A 23,865-nucleotide genomic window follows, 5' to 3' on the forward strand; every position below is an offset into this window, starting at 1 on the left:
TTGCGGAATACAATCCGCGAAGCAAACCCACAGCTATCAAATGGACCAGCTCATTTCAGATACTCTTCAGCCCAGTGCAACTCAATCCACGAAGTTGAGGCCATTGGCCATCTACTTGCCTCAATATCATCCAGTACCGGAGAATGATGAGTGGTGGGGTATGGGTTTCACCGAGTGGGCCAATGTGGCGAAGGCAACTCCTCGGTTTCTTGGCCATAGGCAACCACACCTGCCAGCCGATTTAGGTTTTTACGACTTGCGAGTGGCTGAAACCCGGAAACAGCAGGCCGATATGGCGCGTAAATACGGTATTCACGGTTTCTGCTATTATCACTACTGGTTCAACGGTCGCCGAATCCTTGAACGTCCTTTCAACGAAGTGCTGGCTTCGGGAGAGCCCGACTTCCCCTTTTGTCTGTGCTGGGCCAATGAAAACTGGACCAGGCGCTGGGATGGTCAGGACCAAGAGGTGCTGTTGAAACAAGAGTATAGTTTAGAAGACGATTTAGCCCACATACGTTCGCTTGCTCCTGCTTTCGCTGACCCGAGATACATCAGGGTGAATAACAAACCGCTGTTTGCCGTTTATCGCTCCGAAGCTTTCCCCAACATTCGTCAGACGCTGGAAACGTGGCGGGAGGAAGCATTGAAGATGGGCATTGGAGAGTTGTATTTGGTTAGAATGGAAAGTTTTATGCGTGACACGAATCCACACGAAATGGGATTTGACGCAGCTTTCGATTTTCAACCCGCTTTCAATGCCCCTTTAGTGAGGCAGTTGGGTTCGTTGTCATCTAGAGCATTGAATAAGTTGAAGTTGAAGGACTCTTCGTACTACCAGAATGTGGTTTATCAGTACGAGGAACTTGCGCGATACATGCTTGAGCGGCAAGAAGTCCCTTACAAGCGGTTTCCGGGTGTTTCGCCAGGCTGGGACAATAGTGCGCGCCGTAAAAAGAACGCGCATATTCTAGCAGGGTCCACACCTGAATTGTACGAAAATTGGTTGCGTGGCACTATTGAGAAATTTGTTCCTTATTCCCAAGATGAAAATTTTGTAATAATCAACGCTTGGAATGAATGGGCAGAAGGTAACCATCTGGAACCTGATTCAACGTGGGGCCGCGGGTATTTAGAAGCAACAGCCAGTGCCCTAGGAATACCTTTCTAACGTATCATGAGTCCGTTGTTTCCAACTGCGCAGGATAATGTGACGGTATCTGTTTTGATACCTAATTATAATCATGCAGCGTTCTTGCCGCAACGCATCGATAGCGTTATAAACCAGACATTTGATGATATCGAAATAATTTTGATGGACGATTGTTCCGCTGATGATAGCCGCTCCATAATTTCAGACTATGCCACTAGAGATGCCCGGATACGCGTGGTAATGAATGATAAAAATAGCGGCAGCACTTTCAGTCAGTGGAATAAGGGTATTGCTTTAGCTAAAGGAAAATACGTTTGGATAGCTGAGAGCGATGATTATGCAGAAATCAATTTTTTACAAATTTTAGTTTCTGTCTTAGACGCAAACCCGGAGGTCGGGTTAGCTTATGCTAATTCCCTGGCAGTTGATGAACGCGGTAATGTTTTGAATGATGTAAAAGATGCTTTGAATGATTCAGTAAAAACATCGTTGTGGAACGAGGACTTTATTATGAATGGGCGTATCTTTTTAAAAGAATACATGTCATTTGTAAATGGCATTCCCAATGCCAGCGCGGTCTTGATAAGAAAGTCCATTCTGAATTCCATTGGAAAGGCTGATGATACGATGCGTTTAGCAGGGGATTGGGTGCATTGGAATAAGGCATTGTATGTTTCTGACATAGGGTATGTGCGCGAGCCGTTGAATTACTTTAGAACTCATGTTAATAACGTGAGGTCGAATACCGTAAAAAACGGTGTGTTTATTGTGGAAATAAGCAGAGTGATGGCCATGATAAAACTGTTGTTTCCAAACGAACCATATAATTACAAGTCAATTAAACTTTTTGTAGATTACTGGATACTAAGCTATAGAGATGGGTATGTGACCATGGAGCAAAATTTAAAAATATTAAAGAATATTAGTGGTATAGTCGACAATCGTTCAGTGCTGGCGTACAGAGTCACAAAGTTCGTTTTCAAATCATTTCTAACGAAAGTTAGAACGATGCTAAAGGCCATAGGTTAATTTTTTGTAGACAAAGGTTTCTGCTCGTTTAAACATGAAACATACCAAATGGAGTATTGATGACATTGAGCTTACGCGTCAGCAACTCAACCTCTTGCAGAAAAGGCTGGAAGATTATTCGGGAGCAAAAAAATTGGGAGTTGCTTTTTTTCAATCGATTGTAAACGGCTTGAAAAATAGATTGATAAAAAAGAGTCCAGTTAGCGGAAGTAACAGCAATACTGCAATCGAATTCAAAAGCAAAAATCCTGACTTCAAACCGTATCAAATTCGTCTGAAGGCACCCATTGGTGTAGAGTTACCCAAAATTCTTCACGTTATTCCTTATTTTGTTACCGGTGGCTCTCAACAATTAATTGTTGACATTATTGAAGGGCTTAGCGGAGAGTACGTGCATGAGGTAGCGCTGATGGCTGTTGTGCCGCAGCAGGGCTATGTGGGTGTGCCCATCCATGATTGCTCCGGCATCCGAGACCCAGCAGTATTTGCGGCCCGATTGCAGCAAATCAAGCCGGACATTGTGCATGTGCATTACTACGGTCAATGGCCCCACTTTTTCTGGCACTGGTACCACGTCATATTCCAAGGGGCAGCCGCTTACGGCCGCCCAGTTGTGGAAAATTGCAACATCCCTTACATGCCTTATTATCAAGCTGGCATAGCGCGATATGTTTACGTGAGCGAATACGCACGTGACACGTATGGCGTGCGGCACATGCCAAATCAAGTCATCTATCCCGGGTCGAATTTCACCATTTTTCATCGGGCCAATACATCGCCTGACCCCGACACCATCGGGATGGTGTACCGCATGGATGGCGACAAGATAAACAACCGGGCCATGGAGCCATTCATCAAAGTAATGCAAAAGCGGCCGCAAACGAAAGTGCTTATCGTAGGTGGCGGCGAGCAGCTGGAATTGTTTCAGCAGCAAGTGGAATTGGCTGGCCTGAACGCGCAGTTCACTTTCACGGGATACGTAGCTTACGAAAAGCTAGCGGACCTCTATCGGCGCCTGGCCATTTTTGTTGCGCCAGTCTACAGTGAGAGCTTTGGGCAGGTAACTCCTTTCGCCATGAATATGGGTATTCCGGTGGCAGCCTATAACGTGGGTGCCTTGGAGGAAATACTGGCTAATACCGAAGTACTGGCTCCAGGCGAGGATGCGGAGGCCCTGTCCGACATCATTGTTGGATTGCTCAACGACCCTGCGAAACGCGAAAGAATTGGTGCATTCAACAAAGCGCGCGCGAATGAGCTTTTTACCGTAGAAACAATGGTCGAGGCTTACCGTCAGCTATACCACTCTGTACGATAACGGAAAATTTAATTTTCCCACTTCCAATTCACCGTTCGCTGCATGGCCACAATATTATTCATCGGACACGAAGCTTCTCGTACCGGCGCTCCTTTCACGCAGCTGCACTTAATGCGTTGGTTGAAAGCCAACACCAATCATAAAATGGTGCTGGCATTGCTAGCAGGCGGAGAAAGGGCTTTACTGAAAGAATTTGAAGAGCTGGCCGACGTATACATTGTGGATAGTCCGACCTTTCCGCTTTCTGCTCGGATATGGTCAAAACTAAACCGTATGGCTGGTAAGCAGCATAGTAACACCATCAATAGTATTGTTAAGCACGCACCAGAATTAATATTTGTCAACACCCTGATTGCGATAAACTATGGAGTGATGATTAAGGAGAAGACCAATAGCAAACTAATATGTAATATTCATGAGTTGGATACGTATGCCTTATTCTATGCACCAGTTGGAGGGTATCTGCCTGCACTAAAAAAAGCGGATTGGCTGATGATGGGTTCTAAGGCAGTCAAAAACTTCTATTTGAATAACTTCGATATCGACTCGGCTAACGTTTCTGTTATTTACGACTTCATTGCCGACGAAACGGTAAATTCCGAACCCGTTGCTGATATCAAGGCATTGTATAATATTCCTAGGAGCGCAAAACTTGTAGGCGGAATTGGGACTTTGGATTGGCGCAAGGGGAAAGAGATTTTCTTGTACGTCGCCCGCGAGGTTGTTAAACACTCTTCAGATGCATACTTTATTTGGGTAGGGGGCAAGAAAAGTTCAGTTGACTATAAGCAGATGGAGCGTGAAGTGAAGCTATTAGGCTTAGAGGACAGAATCATCTTAACGGGAGAGCAGACGGACATTCGCAGTTATTACGAAGCATTTAATATCTTCTTGCTTACCTCCCGTGAAGACCCGTTTCCGCTAGTCTGTTTGGAGTCGGCACTGGCTACAACGCCTGTTATCTGTTTTGAGGGCTCGGGTGGGATGCCTGAGTTTGTGCGTGACGACGCCGGCTATGTGATACCCTACGTTGACATAAGCCAAATGGCAGAAAAAACATTGTTGTTGCTGAATGACGAACCATTACGCAAAAGCATGGGCTCAACCGCTCGCAACAGAGTCTTGAACAATCATGTCATAAGCAAAATTGGTCCTTCTGTTCTCAAGTTAATCGAGGAGGTTCTGTAAAGAATTCTTCATTGAGTAGTGAGGCCGCTTACTTTTGACGAACTACAACCGGTTGGAATCTGCAGCATAAACTTTACAGGAAAATACTAAAGTCGTTGTTGTGGGAATCATAACTTGTATAATAGGCGGTAGCGGTTTCATCGGCCGCGCGGTAGTAGATGCCTTGTTGGCTCGCAACGACCGGCAGATAGTGGTGATTGGGCGTGAGCCCTTTGCACCTCATTTGCCGCCGTCGGTGCGCTACATTCAAAACGCGTCCGGTGCCACGGATGAGCTGCTCGAAAATGTGTTGTCTCAAGTTGATGAGGTAATTGACCTGGCTTATGCCACGGTTCCTCAGACCAGCTTTCAAAATCCTGTCAATGACATTTTGGTCAATTTGCCCGAGGCAGTTCGCTTGTTTGAACACGCTACCCGGTGGTCATTGCGTAAGTTCATCTGGGTATCGTCGGGGGGAACGGTATATGGGCATGCACAGCAAGTTCCATTAACGGAAGAGCATCCCACCAACCCAGTATCGCCCTATGGTATCACAAAACTAGCTATTGAAAAATACGCCCATCTATATCATCAAACGGCGCAACTTCCAATAGTATGCGTTAGACCTTCTAATGCATTCGGAGAGGGGCAGCGGGTCTACGCCGGTCAAGGTTTCATCGGAACGGCAATCGCGTCCATGCTTGACGGCCGCGTTCTCAATTTATTCGGACACGAAGGCACTATTCGCGATTATCTGCACGTGCACGACGTGGCCTCCGGGATAGTAGCCGCCTTGGTTGACGGGCAAGCAGGCGAAGTATATAATCTCGGCAGCGGAACCGGCCACAGCAACCGTCAAGTACTGGAAATGCTGGCGCCATTGGCCCAAACCCAGGGAATGCCTGTGCACGTCGATGTGCTGCCCGAGCGGACATTCGATGTAAAAGTGAACGTGCTGGATAGTAGCAAGCTTCGTTCGCACACAGGATGGGTGCCCGCTCTAACTTTTGAGGAGGGCCTCTGGCAAACGTGGGAATGGTTTTTGAAAAACTACAAGGCCTAAAATGCATAGGTGACCTGGTTTAGATGTTTTCCCGTCCGCCTTATGCCAAAGTCAAGTACATTTCTGCTCAAATTGCTTCTATGAGAATTGCTTTTGTGTCATTGATGAGGGCCTTTCCTTGGGCCGGCAGCGAAGAGTTGTGGTTCCGGACCGCCCAATATGCAATAGCCAGCGGGCATACGGTATGCACCCTGACGCAGAGGTGGGAGAAGACGCCCGAGAAATTAGAAACTCTTCGCCTTTTAGGCGCCGAATTAAATTTTTACGACGCTGCTCGGTATACCATCGCTGAAAAAGTGGCCATCAAGTTGGCCATCAAGCGGAACGTTGCCGACGTCGTTCCCGACGTAGCCGCTGATGTGTACTTCTTCTCAAACGGCTCCACTTGGGACTTTCTGTATTATGCTCAAATCACTAAACAAGTAATTGGTCATGGGAAGCCGTATGTCATCCTTAGCCAACACAATTTTGAAAACGGGCACATTCTGAAGGAGGAGCAACGTCGGTACGCGCTTCAGGTAATGACAAAGGCGACCAAGTTGATGTTTGTTTCAGAACGAAACCGTCAGGCTGCTGAACGGCAGATGGGTGCGCGCATCGACAAGTTCAGTGTCGTCAATAACCCTATCAACATAACTCAAGTCGATGTTAAGCAGTATCCTGCTTCAGCCACGTTATTGATGGCTTGTGTGGCCAGATTGGAATGTGACTTCAAAGGTCAGGATGTTTTATTGCAAGCGCTGAGCAGCACCAAATGGGACGAAAGAAATTTTACTTTAAAGCTTTACGGCGCTGGCCCTCATCTTAGTCATTTACAATATTTAATCGCACTCTATGAATTGCAAAACAAGGTTTTTATCGAGGGGCACGTGCGTGATGTAGATGCTATTTGGGTGGAAAATCAGGTGTTGATTCTTCCTTCAATAAGCGAAGGAACGCCGCTAGCGTTGGTAGAGTGCATGCTGTCTGGCAGAGCCGCCGTAACGACTGACGTTGGCGATAATGGCCGCTATGTAATTGATGGTGTTACAGGATATTTAGCCCTTACTTGTTCGGTGAGCAGCATAGATGAGAGCTTGGAGCGACTGTGGACGAATCGAGACAATCTAAAGCGAATGGGTGAGGCTGCCTTCCATCATGCTTCTGCGATTACGGACTTCAGGCCGGAAGAAACCGTGTTTCGGCTAATAGAGAGCGGGATGTCTGAAAAATAACCAAAGCCGCCACCCAAGCTCTAACTAAGTGTTTGGGGCTACTCAAGACAATTAGGCTTTGCCTGAGAAAAGTTGATAACAATGAAGGCTCCTCACTCCACTGGTGTTTCTTTTCTGCTTTGCACATACAATGGCGCCACCCGCATCGCAAAAACGCTAGCCTGTATAGCTGAGCAGGACATCCCTAAGGGGCTATCATGGGAGGTGATTTTGGTGGATAATGCCAGTACCGACGGCACCGCCGAATCCGCCCGAAGCATTTGGCGAGCGTTGGGCGCACCTGCGCCATTGCAGTTGTTGAGGGAGTCCCGTCCGGGCAAGCAGTATGCATTGGAAACTGCCATTGACTATGTGCAACACTCGTACACCTGTATCGTGGACGACGACAACCGCTTAGCACCCGACTACATGCGCACGGGGGTAGCAATTTTAAATGCCCATGGCCAAATTGGTGTTTTGGGTGGGCAGAGCACAGCTACTTTTGAAGGAACGGAACCTGATTGGTTCAACGCCTTTCAACATTGTTATGCGGTTGGTCCCCAATTGGACCGGGTAGGCGGAGCTTTTCAACCCATGGCTGACGGCAACGTTGGCCGCAATACTCTGTGGGGCGCAGGTATGTTTGTGAGGACGGAAGTGTGGTCCAAATTGCGAGAAGCTGGATTCAAAAGCCTCTTAGTAGGCCGTCTCCTCACGCATGGAGATTTAACTGGTGGCGAAGACGACGAATTGTGCTTTGCGGCTCAATTGCTGGGTTACGAGGTGTGGTACTCATCAAAATTGCAGCTACACCACCACATGAGCGCAGGCCGGCTCACTGAAACTTACCGAGATAAACTAGTATATGCTTCAGCACGTTCTGCCAACCGCTTGAATGCCTACCGCAATGCCTTATGGGGCAAAGAAGATGCCGCAGTAGGCGCCAATCTGCTCAAGGACATTGGCTACGGAGCAGTTGGGATTTTAAAATACGTGTTTTCACCGGCGTTTCTTAAAACCGGCTTCAACACCAAGACGATAGAATTCATGAGCCAGCGAAATACTTTGACTCAACTCCAGGAGAAGGTTTTGCACTTTGGCAGAGTGAGAAAGTACTACGAAGAAGTCTTGGAAGTGAAACGGAAGTTACGTGCGTTCCGGCAACCCGTATAGCCACCATTTGAGTTGTGTACAACGTAGCAAAAGCGGCCGTAGACGCCCTCCTGAGACAGCTTTCCAGGTCTCTGCCCAAGTGGCAAAACTATACCGTGGAGGCAACGCTGCCTGCCCGGCCCGCCTACCAGCCAGCGCTTCCGGCCAATTGGGCCCAGCTTTCTGCCAAAGACGGACAGCGGTTCGTCGAAACCCTGCATTTCCCGGAACACTACGTTTATCGGCTGCCCAACGTACACGTGACTTGGGACGGCGGCGTGTTTCATAACCTACGGCTATTCCTTCCCAGCATCGTACACCCACGGTTTGCCGGCCGCTTCCAGGATACGTTGCTGTTGCGGCAGTGGGTGGGGGAGAAGGTAGTGCTGCCCACGCCCTGCGTGGCCGTGTGCCACAACCAATGGTCGGTGAATAACTATTACCACTGGCTCATTGACACGCTTCCACGTCTGTTAGTGCTTCGCCAGACCCACCCGGATATACTGTTACTGCTGCCGCAGCACTGGCCCGCCACGCAGCCGCGCGACTATATTGGCCGCAGTGCGGCTGCCCTGGGTTTCACAAACCATCGCCTGCTGCATGCCCGCCAGATACTGCGGGCCGGGTGCGTGGTGCTGCCCGAGCTCACGGCCCCGTCTCTTACCCAAAACCCAGAGTTAATCAGGCAGGTCCGGGCTGAGTTGCTGGCTGCCCTGCATCCCAAGCCGGTGGTGGCTACCCGTCGCGTATACGCCGCGCGCGACTCCAGCGGCGTCCGGCACATGGAAAACGAGCACGAAATTGACTTGCTCTTGCAAGCCTACGGTTTCGAGAAAGTCTATTTCGATAAGCTTTCTTTTCTGGAACAGATTCAGTTAATGGGCGAAACGGCTGTATTTATGGGCGTGCACGGCGCTGCCATGACCAATATGCTCTTTCTCCCTCAGCAAGCCCCAGTGATGGAACTGCTTAACCGAGATTGTGGCGAGCTCTGCTATGCCCGGCTGGCCTCGTGCTTGGGCTTAACGTATTTTTTTGTTGCCTGCACGGCATCAGAGCCCGCATTGGGCAATCAATCCGCCATGGTGTGCGACATTGCTGAGCTAGAAGAGGCCATTGTTGCTGCCTTGAGCTAAATACTTTGGCCCAATTCCTTTTCAGGAATCTCTGCTCTTAACCGGAGCGAGTAGACAGTCACGCATACGGTTTCAGGCAAGGCACAGGAACACAAACACCGAATGTACGTTACCTTTGCACACTTTCTGCCCGGATTGCAACGAGGTAGCAAAGCCATTTTTTTCTAAGTTGTTTTTGCATGTCCAAGTCCACAGTCGTCATTACCTCGATTTTTGCGCCTACCAAGGCAGTAAAAAAAATAGCTTCCCTTTCTGATTACCAATTGGTTGTAGCTGGTGATAAAAAATCGCCAGCCGATTGGACAGAGCCCAACGTTACCTATCTCTCGGTGGCCGACCAAGAAGCTGCAGGCTTTCGGATGAGCGAAAAGCTGCCATTTAACCACTACGGCCGCAAAATGATTGGCTACCTCCACGCCATTCGGGAAGGCGCCGAAGTAATTGTGGACACCGACGACGACAACATTCCCTACGACGGCTGGACGTTTCCGGCCACGGAGGGCACCTACGCCACATCCCCAGCCGGCAAAGGCTTTGTGAATATTTACAAGAACTTTACCAGCCATCATATCTGGCCCCGTGGCTACCCGCTTGACCTCATTCTGAATACCGAGCACAACCTTAAAGAAGAAGAGCTGACCCAGCAAACGGCCAAAGTAGGCATTTGGCAGGGCTTGGCCGACAGCGACCCCGACGTAGACGCCATCTACCGCTTGGTCGATAATACCGAAATCTTTTTTGAGAAACGCGCGCCTATTGTGTTGGCCGAAGGCACCTTGTGCCCATTCAATTCCCAAAACACCGCCATACGCCGCGAGCTGTTTCCGTTGCTGTACCTGCCCGCCTACGTCACTTTCCGATTCACCGACATCCTGCGTGGCCTTGTGGCCCAGCCCATCATGTGGGCGCACGGGTATACGTTGGGCTTCACCGAAGCCACGGTGCTCCAGGAGCGCAATCCGCACGATTACGTCAAAGACTTTGAATCGGAGATACCTTGCTACCTGCACCCCAACCGCGTGATTGCGGCCGTGACCCGTGCCATTGACAAGGCCAACACCGTGAGCGAGAACCTGCGCTTAGCGTACGCCGAGCTCGCCAAGGAAAACATTGTTTCGGCCGAGGAAATCGAACTGCTCGACCTGTGGCTGGCCGATGTGGCCGTGCTTACCAAATAAGGGATGGCCACGCAAGACTTTCCTTCGGTTTCGGTGGTCATCCCGTCCTGGAACCAGGGCCGTTTCATCGACCGGACCTTGTTGAGCATCCTCAAGCAGGATTATCCCGGCACCATTGAAATCATTGTGTCCGATGGGGGCTCGACCGACGAAACCGTCGACGTGCTGAAGAAGTACGGTGAGCGCCTCATCTGGTGGTCTGCCCGCGACAAGGGTTTCGTCGACGCCGTCACCAAGGGCGTGGCCCGCGCCACCGGCGAAATTCTGGCCATTCAAAGCTCCGACGATTATTACTTGCCTGGCGCCTTCCGCGCCATGGCTGCTGCTTTTCAGCGCTACCCACAGGCCAGCTTTGTATCGGGTGGCGAGTACGCCATCGACCTGCAGGGAAACGTGTTGAGTAGCAGCAGCCCGGCTGGTGAAATCACGCCCCGCACCATTTTGTTCCAAACCATTCCGCCCCAACACGCCACCTTCGTCAAGCGGCGGTTTTTTGAGGAAACCGGGGGCATGCGCCGCGAAGTGGACATGTGCGCGGACATCGACCAATGGTACCGCGTGGCGCATTTGGCACCCGGGCATTACATCCCCGAAATGTTGGCCGTGTACCAACTGCACCCCGACCAGCGCACCGTCACGTCAGACAAATGGTTCCCGAACTTGGTAAAAATGGTGGAGCTCTGCGAGCAAGAGCCCCGATATGGAGAAAAGTTTCGCTTAACCGCGGAGGAGCGCCGCAACCTTTACACGTATTGGGAAATCAACTGGACGGGCAAGCGCGACATGGCCGCCGCTCGTCCCATCGCCTTCTCCAAGTTGCCCGGCCTTCTTGGTTACAGCCCGCGCACCCGGCGCATGATACTGGGCGCTAGCATCAACCCCTTGCTCAAGAAACTGTTGCCAATTAATCTTTTTCGGCCGGTACGCCCAGCCGGGATAGCTGCCGGGCCCGATTTAAATTGGTGGCAACACTAACCCCATCAAGCACATTGTCATCGTTGCCCGAAGGGCTTAACCAATGGAAAAAGACGCTAAAATCTATATTGCCGGGCACCGCGGAATGGTAGGCTCGGCCATGATGCGCCGGTTGCAGCAAGCCGGCTTTTCCAACTTTGTTACCCGTGTTTCCAGCGAACTCGACCTGCGCAATCAGCAGGCAGTGGCTGATTTCTTTGCGCAAGAAAAGCCGGACTACGTAGTACTGGCCGCCGCCAAAGTGGGAGGCATCAACGCCAATAACGTGTATCGTGGAGAATTTCTCTACGATAACCTCATGATTCAGAACAACGTCATTCACCACGCTTATTTGAATGGGGTGCGGAAGCTATTGTTCCTGGGCTCCTCGTGCATTTACCCAAAATTGGCGCCGCAGCCGCTCAAAGAAGAGTCTCTGTTGAGCGGCTTGCTCGAAGAAACCAACGAGCCCTACGCCATTGCCAAAATCGCCGGCATCAAGCTTTGCGATGCCTACCGCAGCCAATACGGTTGCAATTACATCTCGGCGATGCCTACTAACCTGTATGGTCCGCACGACAACTACGACCTGAAAAACTCGCACGTGCTGCCAGCGTTGATTCGCAAGTTTCACGAGGCCAAAGTCCAGGGCGCCCCGGAAGTGGAGGTGTGGGGCACGGGCACGCCGCGCCGCGAGTTTTTGCACGTCGACGACTTGGCCGATGCCTGCTACTGGCTGCTGGAAAACTACAATGAGCCAGGCCTAGTGAACGTGGGCACGGGCACCGACCTGAGCATTCGCGAGTTGGCCGAGCTAGTGAGCCGCACCGTGGGCTACTCTGGTGGTATTCGCTTTAATACCGAATACCCCGATGGGACGCCTCGAAAGCTGATGGATGTGAGCAAGTTGGCTGGCTTTGGATGGAAAGCGACTATTAAACTCGAACAGGGGATAGCAAGTGTGTATGCTGAAGCATTTCCGACGGCATCCGATACGAAGCAGTAAGGCCGTCCAACCATGGACCAACAGTCGTACGAGCTGTGGTTTTGGGATGACAAGGCTTTCAACCTATCCGGGCTTAACAGTTTGATTGCAATCGAAGCACTAGAATCAGCCATACAACATTCATTTGATAGAAGTCGTTGCGCCCAAGATTTAGAGTGGATTTTTCGTTTAAATTTATCCCGTGCAGACTTGGTAAATACCTGCTTTTGAAGAACAAGGTATTACCCTTTCACTACACTCGGTCAGTAATTTTTGACATACATGATTAAGCGAAGCATAACCAATATGCATTTTGCTTCAATACCAGCGTCTTATTTTGAAATCAGGAATATTTGTATCATCCATCTCCAGCTTACGGTTATTCCTTACACCGAAGCAGAAGCGTTTTGGCGTTGTGAACTTGGGCCTTCTGCTGGTGAACTCGCTGTTGGACGTCTTCGGCCTTGCAGCTTTGGTGCCCGTGATTATGGTAGCTGCAGAGCCTGGGGGGGTGTCTGAAAATAAATATTTTAAGTACCTGTATGATATTTTTGGGTTTGACTCCGAGCGCAATTTTTTAATTGCATTGATAATAGGAGTATTCTTTTACTTTCTATTTAAGAACCTTTTTTCAACGTGGTCTACATACCTGCAGACTCGCTTCACGGCTGATGTAGGACTTACGCTCACTAACCGTCAGATGAGCAAGTACTTAAATTTTCCATTTTGGCATTTCAACGACTTGGGTCATGCTGAGTTGGCGTATGGTGCCATGACTATTCCTCTTAGCTATGTCAATGGAATATTGAGACCCCTTCTTGTGATTCTGTCTGAGACGGCTATCATTGCAGTCATAGTTTGTGGTATAATTTTATATAAACCCATACTAATAGTACTACTTACTGTTATTCTTGTGCCTGCTACCTGGGCAATATATAGGGGCTTAAGGAGCCGCTCAGTAGTGATTGGAAGCAGATTAAACGCATTGCATCCATTCGCTTCAAGCAAGATGCTCGACATATTTATTGGATATCCTGAATTGAAACTTGCCAACAAAACACAGCAGTTTCGAGACGAGATATCGGACAGTCAAGCCGAAATTCAACAATTGTCAGCCGAGGCTTACTTATACAGCCTGTTGCCACTTAAGGTAATAGAATTAGTGGCAATTTTGGGAGTTGTTACGATTTTCCTTTATGCTTTGCATTCTCAAGGTGGGTCTGCCCAAATAATCACCTTGGTGGGATTATTTGCAGCTGCTGCATATCGACTAATGCCGTCTGTCAATCGAATGCTGACGGCGATGGTCCAGATGAAACAAACCCAGTATGCGATTGAGAATCTGAATGACCATCTAGAGCCTCAGTACGACGAAGCACCACACCCGCAACAACTGCCGCTAACGTTCCAACGTGAAATTGTGTTTGATAATGTTGGGTTTGCGTTTCCGGGTGCATCGGAGCGCGCTTTGGAAGGAATTAGTTTCTGTGTTCGCAAAGGAGAAAAAATAGGCCTTATTGGTAGCTCAGGTTCTGGTAAAACAACTTTAATGAATCTATTGCTTCGTTTCTATACCGAACAAGAAGGGCACATTAGCGTTGATGGGCAAGTTCTCATGCCGCAATACTTGCGGGCTTGGCACGAAATTGTTGGGTATGTCAAGCAAGATACCTTCGTAATGGAGGCCTCCATCAGAGACAATATTACGTTGAATGATGCTAATGTCGATGAAGAGCGGTTTGCGTATGCCTTAGAGCAAGCTTCACTTCGTTCGTTTGTAGAGGGGCTTCCCCAAGGCACTGATACCCTTGTGGGCGAACGAGGCTCCAAACTATCCGGCGGGCAGCGCCAACGTATTGGAATAGCCCGTGCTCTGTATAAACGCACGCAAGTGCTGGTGTTGGACGAAGCGACTAGCGCTTTAGATAATCAAACCGAGCGAGAAGTGAATGAGGCGATAAACCGGCTTTCTTCGACTGACATGACCATATTCATCATTGCTCACCGCGTTACAACGCTTCGAGAGTGTGATAGAATTTACGAATTGAAAAATGGCCGTTTGATTGCAGAGCATAAGTATGCATCGTTGATTCAGCGGGCTGTATAAGTCCGTTGCGTGACCATTTTCTTTTCTAATAAGAATAATTCTTTAGGTGTATTTACTAAATTGATGGCATCACTTGATGGATTATGAAAAAAGTCAGTATTATTATTCCTTGCTATAATTACGGTTGGCTACTTCCCGAAACTTTAGACTCTGTGCTAGCGCAAACTCATGAGCATTGGGAGTGCTTGATAATTAACGACGGGTCAACTGATAATACGAAGGCGATAGCAGAGGATTACGTCAAACGAGATGGGCGTTTCCGTTATATGCAACAAGAAAACATGGGTATGTCAGCGGCACGCAATAGGGGCTTGCGAGAGGCCACTGGGGTCTACGTGCAGCTTTTGGACGCCGACGATTTGTTAACACCTCAAAAACTGGAAGTGCATGTCGCCACGTTAGAAAACCATCCTTCAGCAGACTTGGCGTATGGCGATATGCGTTATTTTCAACATGGTGAACCCTCCCTATTAAGTCGGTCGGCCGATATGAAGGATACAACCTGGGTCCGAGGAGTGCAAGGAAGCGGCGAAACCATTTTGAATGCGCTGATAGAGGGCAATATTATGGTGTCTAACGCCCCGCTCATGCGGGCTGCTTTAATGCAATCAGTAGGACCGTTCGATGAGTCATTGCGATGGGTAGAGGACTGGCAGTATTGGGTGCGATGTGCTATTGCCGGCGCCTGCTTTCGCTATGTTCCTGATTCTAATGCTTGGGCACTTGTCCGCGTGCATCCCACGAGCACCAGTCACAACATGCAGCGCATGCATGACCACGAAGTGTTGGTTCGTAAACAAATCGGAACATGGTTGGACAAGATAGGCGCGATGCAGGCAATTGAAATCAACCAAACTAGCATAATTAAAAGTACCGCAAATCTAGCGACACATGAGTTGGTCAAAGGGAGTGTTTGGAATGGAATAAAGAGGTATTGCTACCTGGCTCGTACAACCGGTAGCTACAGGTATTATTTAACTAGTATCCCTTATTGGCTGAGAGTACGGTTGCTATCGGGTAATATCGTAAAAAATAGTATCGTAAAAAAATAGATAGCATCCTCTATTAACGCATTATATTTGAAATGATTAAAGCAACTTTGTACGTTCTTCACGAACCAGATTTTTTAGATTTTATAGGAAATCGGATATTCTCCGATTTACCTGTCAGCGGTATCAAAAACTATGGTTACATGTTTGCGGCTATTCGTAGGCAGTTGGCCATACATGATATTGATTTGGCCACGCAGGATATACATCCACCTGAAGATTCGAAAATCATTATTGCGGTAGACCAAGTTGCTTTTTTTCAGAATTACAAGCGTAATGAAGGCCAGGTACTTTACTTGATACTTAATGAGCCAGCTACCTATTTTCCCAATGTGTGGAAAAAAGAAAATCATGTTGTCTTTGACCGAGTATTTACGTACGATTATACTTTAGTGGATGGCATAAAATACATTCACCACTACTTTGCTATTGATTTAAACGATTATCCCGCGCATAGTGAGGTGAGCGAATCCCAATTCAATGAGCGTAAGTTGTTGGTTTTGATGGCCGGCATGTTTCAACTAACGAAGCCAAAACAAGGGTCGGGTTCTCTGCTATATAAACGTTACCAAACTCTCCTGTGGTTTGGTAAACACATGCCCCAGCAATTTGATTTCTATAGCCGTACTATCATGGCTAATTTTGGTAGCTTCAAAGGCTTGGGAATCTTGCAGCGCATACTACCACCAGGTATCACAAACTATCTTGTCAAGACGGTGGCTGCACGACGGCGACGTGTGGTGGAGGCCCTAAGCCGTGGTCCAGTTCCACCGTTAGAAAAGTTGTCTGTTATTAGTTCATATAAGTTTGTAGTTTGTTATGAAAATACCAGTGTTCCAGGTTACATCTCGGAGAAAATTTTTGATTGCTTATTTGCTGGTTGCGTGCCAATATATCTAGGTGAGCCTGACATTGAAAAATTCGTGCCAGCAGAATGTTATATTGACAGGAGAAGCTTTAAGACAGAGAAAGAATTATCAATATTTTTGATGCAAATGCCTTATTCTGTTTATTCGCAATACATTGCTGCGGCAAAGAAATTCTTGAGCTGCATTGACAGTTACAAGTTTGGGGTAGAAGAAAATGCTTGGCGAGTGAGTAAAGTTGTTATCGATGACTTTGTTAAGGATAAGTAGCTAGCATGTTTCAGGGGCTATGCGTTAACTTACGAATTTGTAGAATTCATTAATTAACATCAATAATGATTTTTAAGGTTTAACTTAAATGCTTGCTCAAAATTATGCTAATTTGTTTTTATATAATTGATTGTACTATTGGCCGCTATTGATCATAAACCCTATTTGTAGATGATGAATATATGGCTGAAATAGGAATCTCAACGAGTAAACCTTTTTTAACTGTGTTAACGAGCGAGACACGGTTTTAAGACTATCTGCGATACATGAATATACAACGCATTCTTACATCGCGTTCATTTGAAAATAATCCCAATTATCACCTCATATATGAGTGGGAGGATGACCTAGGTGCCCATTTGTCGGTGTCTGTTGTAGATGCCAAGCCCTTTTACCGCAAGGTTTTGATAAACCGGTACAGTAAGACTCTAATTAAGTATTTTGGAGAGGCTGCGTTCGTCAAATTAAATGATGCTGTGGAGGCGTTTGGCGCCCTGGGCCACGGAGGCAACAATTTGGTATTTGAACTGTATGTGGCTGAAGAGCCCAACTTCACTACCTCGTCCCGGGCCATCCCCGTGATGGTAGATTTTTGGAAGCACACTGATTTGGACCGTTTCTACCGCCTATACGGGGCATGCAAATTGGTGCTCATCTCGAGCCTTGAAGCTTTCGAGTTCTTGAAAGCGCGAGGCTGTCCGCTCAACATCGCGCACTTCCCGCTGAGCTTGTCTGACCGCTACCGTATGGCGCCCGGGGTGGTGTACCCCAAGAAGTACGACATTCTGCTAGCTGGCCGCCTCAACGTGCGCACCAACCAGGTATTGCGCGATTATCTCGAGGCTTTTGTGCTGAAATATCCCGACGTGGAATACCTCTACCAGCAGGAAATCAACGGCGAGTACTATTACGCCACCAACAAAGGCCGCACCATCGGCAAGTTTCAAAGCCGGGAAGACTATGTTGGTTTGCTGCGCTCGAGCAAGGTCTCTTTCTACAGTACGCCGGGCTTGGACGGCGGCGAGAAACGTACCGGCGGGTTCAACCCCGTGACACCCCGATTCTTGGAACTGCTCAGTGCCCAATGCCGGCTGTTAGGGCGCTACCCAAAAAACGAGGAAACCGAGTTTTACGAGTTGCCAATGGTGTGTCCCAATGTGAGCTCGTACGAAGAGTTCGAAGCTACCCTGCTTGGGTACCTGAGCGATACGGACACGTCGTTTGCCGCTCACCGTCAGGTTCTGGAGAAGCACTATACTTCGCGTCGGGCTCAGCAACTGCGTGCGTTGCTCCAGCAACAATAACCGGGTTGCGGCGCAAGGGCCGGTGAAAATCCTATCTCTTCCCCCCGTCGCAGCGTAGATACCTGCATTTGTTTGTATTTTTGCGAACTTAGTTTTGCTCCATATGCCATTGACGAAGCAGCGGGCTCTCGTCGTTTACTTTTAAGCACATTGTATGAAAGTTGCCCTCATCACGGGAATCACGGGCCAAGATGGCGCGTATCTGGCCGAATTGCTACTAGAAAAGGGGTATGAAGTACACGGCCTCAAGCGCCGGTCGTCGTTGTTCAACACCGACCGGATTGACCATCTCTACCAAGACCCGCACGAAACCAACGTGCACATGAAGCTGCACTACGGCGACTTGAACGATTCGACCAACCTGATTCGCATCGTTCAGGAGATTCAACCCGATGAGATTTATAACCTGGGGGCCATGTCGCACGTGAAGGTGAGCTTCGACACACCCGAGTACACGGCCAACGCCGACGGCATCGGCACCTTGCGTCTGCTGGAAGCCATTCGCATTCTGGGCCTCGAAAAGAAAACCCGCATCTATCAGGCCAGCACTTCCGAATTGTATGGCTTGGTGCAGCAAGTGCCCCAGAGCGAGACTACGCCTTTTTACCCGCGCTCGCCTTACGCTGTGGCCAAAATGTATGCTTACTGGATTACGGTAAACTACCGCGAAGCCTACGGCATGTTTGCTTGCAACGGTATTTTGTTTAATCACGAAAGCCCCTTGCGTGGCGAAACCTTTGTGACGCGCAAGATTACCCGTGGGGTAGCACGCATTTCGTTGGGCTTGCAAAATAAGATTTTTCTCGGCAACGTGGACGCTAAGCGTGACTGGGGACATGCCCAAGACTACGTAGAAGCCATGTGGCGCATCTTGCAGCAGGACCAACCCGAAGATTTCGTGATTGCCACGGGCGTGACCACGACCGTGCGCGACTTTGTGAAGATGTCTTTTGCGGAAGTTGGCATTCAAGTTGAATTTACGGGCGAAGGCGTGGAGGAAAAGGCCCACATCGTGGGCTGCACCAATCCCGACTGTAAAGTACAGATTGGGGATGTAGTGATGGAAATTGACCCCCGCTATTTCCGCCCCACCGAGGTAGAACTGCTCATCGGCGACCCGACCAAGGCCAAAACCAAGCTCGGCTGGGTTCCCAAGCACGACCTCGCCTCCTTGGTGAAGGACATGATGAAAGCTGACGTGGAGTTGTTCCGCCGCGACGCCTACTTGCTCAAAGGGGGCCATAAGGTGTACAACTACCACGAATAGGTGATAAAACGGATTCTGAAGGCCCCGCTGCCGCAGCCCGTGACGCTGCGGCAGCGGGGTTCGTTTGCGCAAAGCTTCGCCGTCATGTTTTCAGCCGCCGCTATCGCCGGTGTGGGAGTTTTGGTGTCACCCGTCATGTTGCGGTTGTGCGCGCCGGCGGCGTATGAGGTGTTTGCGGTATTCAACGCGTTGGTAACGACGTAAGCATGGTTTTAACGGAGGCTTATCCATCGGCTTTCCTGCTGCCTAGGCTCACCAAACGCTTTTATGCGCTGGTGCATTTAAGTGTACTGTTGGCAGTTTCGTAACCGTGATGGTTGTCTTGGTGCTGGCGCAGGGTTCTCTGCTGCACTGGCTTCAGGTAGAAGCGCTAGGCAACTGGGTGTATGTTGTGCCAGCTACTGCTTGGTTTACAATTTGATGCTCATCATGAATGCGTGGTACTTGCGCACGAAGGATTTTCGTAAGTAGGCAGGCATGAATGTCGTCACTTCTTTGTCTGGGCGTGCACTTACCCAAGGGGCTGGGGTATTGCTACACAGCAGTGCCGCTGGGCTGCTGGCGGGGGTGGTATTCACCAAACTCATGGGCATGGGGACCGTGTTTTTCAGCGGTATCCACCGGCAAATGGGGGCACTGAGTCGCTCTTTTTCTTGGGCGCGGGTGCGGGCTGTTGCATACGAGTATCGCGAAACCCCGCTGTGCGTGGCTCCGGGTGGCTACTTCAAGACGCACACTGGTGCTGACCAGTGTTTTTGGGCCTGCATCAACAGGACTGTATGCTTTTTCGACCAGTCTGTTGAAACTTCCCATCGCGTTGGTCGGCACGGCGATATCGCTGGTCTTTCTGCAAAAAGCTACCGAGACTTACGAGCAGGAGCCAGTGCGGCTCCTCGGACTTTGCCTCAATTTGCACTACAAACTGCTGTACCTGGGCCATGTGCCTTTCGGGGTCACGACGGTGTACGGCGAGTGGATTTTCCGGGTGGTACTCGGGGCGCGGTGGGGAGGTGGCCGCGTGTTCACGGCCCACTTGGGTTGTTACTACGTCTTTCGTTTGGCTTCATACGCACCCGGGCCGGTATATGCGGTGTTATGACGGCAACGGCTAGCCTTGTGGGGCGTGGTTTTACCTGCGGCAGTGCGGGCGGCAGGCCTCGGGTTTGGCGTGTATGCCCACAGCATCAGCCTCGGAATGATGTTATTTGGGGTGGGTAGCTTGTTTGCTACGTTTGCGGTGGATATGAATGTCCTACACTGATTGAAGCTGCCAGTGGTGGCGGCAGTCTTGCGCAGTATGGGGTTTATGGTGCTTACCCTGGCCATGCTGTATAGCATACGGTTGGCATTGATTCAACTGTTTGGTTGGCACTGACCAGTAAAGGCACATCTTGCATTGCCGCCTTCATCTTTGCTCCATGAAGTGCTTTCTCATACACTCTTTTATTTCGTCTCTGCTCTCCGATGGACATTGTCATCAAATCATTTAACCGCCCTTACTACTTGGAGCGCTGCCTGCGCAGCATTTATCGGTTTGTTGAAGGGGAGTTTACCATCAGAGTGCTCGACGACGGCACGCCGCCGGAGTATTTGCTTCATCTCCGCACGCTATTTCCCGAGGTGCGCATCCACACCTCGCCCTTATACGAGGCCAAAGTTGCCGCCTTGGCCAGCCACGTTGCTGGCGAGCGTACCTTTGACCAACGCATCATTCCCACAAGCTTCTGGTTGCAGCACGTGACCAGTTGCTCGCCGGTGTTTCTGTTGTTAGAAGACGATATTTGGCTAACTGGCCCTTTGCCGTTGGCCGAAATTGAGCAGGACATGAACACGCATGGCCTGGATTTGGTAAAAATCAGTTGGTTGGGCAACCCCAGCGTGATTATGGGCGAAAAGAAGCCGGTGGGAAGCCAACTGGAAGAAATCGAGCCCGCCATTCCCCTCGCGTCCGAACTGTTGGTCCTAGACCGCTTTAAGGTTCGTTCGTTGCTGCAGTCGCTGGGGGTGCTGCGGTTTATGCGAGGCGATTTTCAGCGGCAACTGCCGCTGTACACGTTGTATGGCGTCGCCTCAGCTTTTTTCACCAAAGCTTATTGGATGCACCTGTGGGCCGGGGAACAAGCTTTTGTGGACGAAGTTCAACAATTGCAAAAGGCAGGGCAGTGGTATAAGCAGCAGCGGGGCCGCTACGCCAAAAGCCGTGTCGAGTTGACCAAAACCTCTTTCATAACGTCGGTCAGCAATATGTACAAAGGCGTTGAGTTCGATATTTTTGCTTTCAATCACCATCTGAACCAAGCGTGGCTGCATGGCCGTTTGGATGCGATGGAAAATTTCCCCAAGGATTTTAGTGAGTCTTATCTCGGTGACATCCTCACGGCTACCAGGGACCCTCGCGTTCGCGTGGTCGAATGGCAGAAGTGGATTCATTTATTCAAAGCTAAATACTTGAGCTTCGGCTGTGAAGTAGAGTAGTTTATGCCCGTCCCCATGCCCGTGCCATTCTTTAGCGTTGTCATCCCGACGTATAATCGTGCCGACCTGATTGGCCTTACGCTTCGCTCCGTGCTGCAACAAGACTTTCCGGATTTTGAAGTCTTGGTGGTCGATGATGGGAGCAAGGACAACACGGCTGACGTGGTTCTTGCCATCTCCGATGCCCGGTTGCGCTACCTGCCCAAGCAAAACGAGGAAAGGGGCGCGGCCCGAAACTACGGGTTGGCCCGAGCTTTGGGCGAATACGTTCTGTTTCTGGACTCAGACGACCTCTTGCACGCCAACCATCTGGCTACCCTGCACAGCGCCATCACTGCTCAACTTGCGCGCCCCAATTTCATTGCCACTAAATTCGACTTCGACCGCGCAGGGCAGCGTCGACCCAGCGACTTGGCTTCCTTGCCCGCTGGCCAACTGGGGTTCGACACCTTCTTGAATGGCAATGCACTCGCCTGCAACGTGTGCGTGCGACGCGACAACCCCGCTTTGCGCCTTTTTGAGGAAGACCGCAGGTACGCGGCCGTGGAAGACTGGATGTTTTTACTCGAAAATACCCAGCACGGCGACGTCGTGCAACTGGTAGACGCCGTAACACTCACCATGAACGACCACGACCAACGCTCCATGCGCGCCGACAACGAAGGACTGGTGAGGCGTCTCGATTTGGCTGCGGGTTGGATGCAACAGCATTTAGCCATGACGGCTGAGCAGCGCAAAAAGCTATTGGCACGTTTGTATTATCTTTGCGCTGTCCACGCCCACATTGACGGCCACCGGGCAATGGCCTTGCGTTACGCGGGCCGCGCCGTGCCGGGGCTGCCGGCGAACCAAGCAGTAGCATTGCTGTTACGTACCCTGGTGAGCAACCGCACGGTGCAACGGGTAAAACAACTCCTTGGGCGCTGATGTCGTTCTTTGAATGCTGCTTTTATCTCAAAGCCTGACTTGTGATTACGTGATGCGCATTCTCTTCCTCAGCTACTGGCCCCTGCAGGACCCCCTGACTTCTGCCACCGTCCTGCCGCATCTGCGCCTATTGCAGGAGCGAGCCGACATTGAAGCCGTGCTGCTGGTGACCATTGAGCGCAACGCCACGTCTGGAACAAGACCAACGCTGAAGCTGCCTTTCCCAGCCCACAAAATCACTTTTGAGCCCCTGATTTCGCAAGGTGGCAGGTCGGTGTTGGTTAACAAAACGGACGATTTTCTCCGTTTTCCCCGGAAGTTGGTAGAACACGTTAAGGCTTTTCGCGCCAACTTTATATTAGCCCGCGGCGCTCCTGCCGGCTCGTTGGCGTACCTCGTGTGGAAGCAGCTTAAACTGCCATACTACGTCGAATCGTTTGAGCCCCATGCGGAGTACATGCGCGAATCCGGGGTGTGGCGTTGGTTTGACCCGCGCTATATCTTTCAGCAGTATTGGGAAAACCAGCAGAAGCGCAGCGCCCAGGGCCTGATGCCCGTGGCCGAGAACTACCGCCGTCGCTTACTGGCGGAAGGCGTGCCCCCCGAACGAGTGGTCACGGTGCCTTGCTCCGTCAATTTAACAGATTTTGCTTTTCGGCCAGCAGCTCGCGAGCAGCTTCGCCAGCAATTGGGCATTCAGCCCGAAGCAATGGTGGGGGTGTATGTGGGCAAGTTTGGCGGGATGTATTACGACGCCGAAGCGTTTCAGCTTTTTCGCGAAACCGCTGATTATTTCGGCACTACCTTCTATTTGCTGATTCTGAGCCCGCAACCAGCCACCGAGTTGTGGACTAAGCTGAACGAAGCGAACATGGACAACGAGCGGGTTTCCGTTGTATTTGTTCCTTTCGACGAAGTACCTAACTATTTATCCGCGGCCGATTTCGCGTTCGGTTTGCACCGTCCTCTTCCGTATGTGTCGCCCATCAAAGTAGGAGAATATTGGGCCAGTGGCCTTCCCGTTCTGCTCACCGAAGGGGTTGGCGATGACTCCGACATCATTCAGCAGGAAAGTGGCGGGGCACTGTTCAACTTATCTCAACCTGGTAGCGTAAACGCCGCTCTAAGGAACCTTCAAACAATTTTAGGCAATCCCGACCACCGACAAAACGTGCGAGAGCTAGCCGTTCGGTACCGTTCAATAGAAGGGGCTCGAGCAGCCTACAAGCTTCTGTTTTAGGGCTTCGTATATTTCTATTGCTAAGTAGCCAA

At 50.0% G+C, this 23,865-nt stretch carries 21 protein-coding genes; all 21 read left to right on the forward strand.

Features of this window, described 5'->3' with window-relative positions; all coding sequences use genetic code 11:
• The first annotated feature begins 40 nt into the window (after positions 1-40).
• A complete protein-coding gene (locus VF629_RS09660) occupies positions 41-1,171 on the forward strand; it encodes a glycoside hydrolase family 99-like domain-containing protein (RefSeq protein ID WP_331058269.1) in 1,131 nt (376 codons plus the stop codon).
• A 6-nt stretch (positions 1,172-1,177) separates the two neighbouring features.
• Positions 1,178-2,182 carry a glycosyltransferase gene (locus VF629_RS09665; RefSeq protein ID WP_331058270.1) on the forward strand — a complete coding sequence of 335 codons (1,005 nt, stop codon included), beginning with the start codon at positions 1,178-1,180 and terminating at the stop codon, positions 2,180-2,182.
• Between the two features lie 34 nt (positions 2,183-2,216).
• Positions 2,217-3,500, forward strand: a complete 1,284-nt coding sequence (locus tag VF629_RS09670) for a glycosyltransferase family 4 protein (protein WP_331058271.1) — start codon at positions 2,217-2,219, stop codon at positions 3,498-3,500.
• A 42-nt stretch (positions 3,501-3,542) separates the two neighbouring features.
• Complete coding sequence (locus VF629_RS09675) at positions 3,543-4,688, forward strand: glycosyltransferase family 4 protein (protein WP_331058272.1); 1,146 nt, start codon at positions 3,543-3,545, stop codon at positions 4,686-4,688.
• A gap of 100 nt (positions 4,689-4,788) precedes the next feature.
• The gene (locus VF629_RS09680; RefSeq protein WP_331058273.1) at positions 4,789-5,730 is read left to right on the forward strand and encodes an NAD-dependent epimerase/dehydratase family protein; all 942 of its coding nucleotides are present in this window, start codon (positions 4,789-4,791) and stop codon (positions 5,728-5,730) included.
• 80 nt (positions 5,731-5,810) lie between these two features.
• The gene (locus VF629_RS09685; RefSeq protein WP_331058274.1) at positions 5,811-6,944 is read left to right on the forward strand and encodes a glycosyltransferase family 4 protein; all 1,134 of its coding nucleotides are present in this window, start codon (positions 5,811-5,813) and stop codon (positions 6,942-6,944) included.
• Positions 6,945-7,025: 81 nt separating this feature from the next.
• Positions 7,026-8,096 (forward strand): glycosyltransferase, encoded by a 1,071-nt coding sequence (locus tag VF629_RS09690; protein WP_331058275.1) that lies wholly within the window; start codon positions 7,026-7,028, stop codon positions 8,094-8,096.
• Positions 8,097-8,191: 95 nt separating this feature from the next.
• Positions 8,192-9,211: a glycosyltransferase family 61 protein gene (locus tag VF629_RS09695; protein WP_331058276.1), complete on the forward strand. Its 1,020-nt coding sequence runs from the start codon at positions 8,192-8,194 to the stop codon at positions 9,209-9,211.
• Positions 9,212-9,390: 179 nt separating this feature from the next.
• Entirely contained in the window at positions 9,391-10,389 is a 999-nt protein-coding gene (locus tag VF629_RS09700) for an STELLO glycosyltransferase family protein (RefSeq protein ID WP_331058277.1), read from the forward strand.
• Between the two features lie 3 nt (positions 10,390-10,392).
• On the forward strand, positions 10,393-11,364 hold the full coding sequence (locus VF629_RS09705; protein ID WP_331058278.1) for a glycosyltransferase family 2 protein: 972 nt from the start codon (positions 10,393-10,395) through the stop codon (positions 11,362-11,364).
• A 43-nt stretch (positions 11,365-11,407) separates the two neighbouring features.
• Positions 11,408-12,349 carry a GDP-L-fucose synthase gene (locus VF629_RS09710; protein ID WP_331058279.1) on the forward strand — a complete coding sequence of 314 codons (942 nt, stop codon included), beginning with the start codon at positions 11,408-11,410 and terminating at the stop codon, positions 12,347-12,349.
• A gap of 292 nt (positions 12,350-12,641) precedes the next feature.
• Positions 12,642-14,435 (forward strand): ABC transporter ATP-binding protein, encoded by a 1,794-nt coding sequence (locus tag VF629_RS09715; RefSeq protein WP_331058280.1) that lies wholly within the window; start codon positions 12,642-12,644, stop codon positions 14,433-14,435.
• Between the two features lie 83 nt (positions 14,436-14,518).
• Positions 14,519-15,487: a glycosyltransferase family 2 protein gene (locus VF629_RS09720; protein ID WP_331058281.1), complete on the forward strand. Its 969-nt coding sequence runs from the start codon at positions 14,519-14,521 to the stop codon at positions 15,485-15,487.
• A 32-nt stretch (positions 15,488-15,519) separates the two neighbouring features.
• Positions 15,520-16,620, forward strand: a complete 1,101-nt coding sequence (locus VF629_RS09725) for a glycosyltransferase family 10 domain-containing protein (protein ID WP_331058282.1) — start codon at positions 15,520-15,522, stop codon at positions 16,618-16,620.
• Between the two features lie 266 nt (positions 16,621-16,886).
• A complete protein-coding gene (locus VF629_RS09730) occupies positions 16,887-17,924 on the forward strand; it encodes a hypothetical protein (protein ID WP_331058283.1) in 1,038 nt (345 codons plus the stop codon).
• Positions 17,925-18,078: 154 nt separating this feature from the next.
• Positions 18,079-19,191, forward strand: coding sequence for a GDP-mannose 4,6-dehydratase (gene gmd / locus VF629_RS09735; RefSeq protein WP_331058284.1), 1,113 nt, complete (start codon positions 18,079-18,081; stop codon positions 19,189-19,191).
• A complete protein-coding gene (locus tag VF629_RS09740) occupies positions 19,192-19,395 on the forward strand; it encodes a hypothetical protein (RefSeq protein ID WP_331058285.1) in 204 nt (67 codons plus the stop codon). It abuts the gene before it with no gap.
• Between the two features lie 595 nt (positions 19,396-19,990).
• The gene (locus VF629_RS09745) at positions 19,991-20,290 is read left to right on the forward strand and encodes a hypothetical protein (RefSeq protein WP_331058286.1); all 300 of its coding nucleotides are present in this window, start codon (positions 19,991-19,993) and stop codon (positions 20,288-20,290) included.
• 365 nt (positions 20,291-20,655) lie between these two features.
• Positions 20,656-21,666, forward strand: a complete 1,011-nt coding sequence (locus tag VF629_RS09750; RefSeq protein WP_331058287.1) for a hypothetical protein — start codon at positions 20,656-20,658, stop codon at positions 21,664-21,666.
• 15 nt (positions 21,667-21,681) lie between these two features.
• On the forward strand, positions 21,682-22,593 hold the full coding sequence (locus VF629_RS09755) for a glycosyltransferase family A protein (protein ID WP_331058288.1): 912 nt from the start codon (positions 21,682-21,684) through the stop codon (positions 22,591-22,593).
• 13 nt (positions 22,594-22,606) lie between these two features.
• Positions 22,607-23,833, forward strand: a complete 1,227-nt coding sequence (locus VF629_RS09760; protein WP_331058289.1) for a glycosyltransferase — start codon at positions 22,607-22,609, stop codon at positions 23,831-23,833.
• The last annotated feature ends 32 nt before the right edge of the window (positions 23,834-23,865 follow it).

This window comes from Hymenobacter sp. (assembly GCF_036388155.1).
Classification (GTDB): domain Bacteria; phylum Bacteroidota; class Bacteroidia; order Cytophagales; family Hymenobacteraceae; genus Hymenobacter.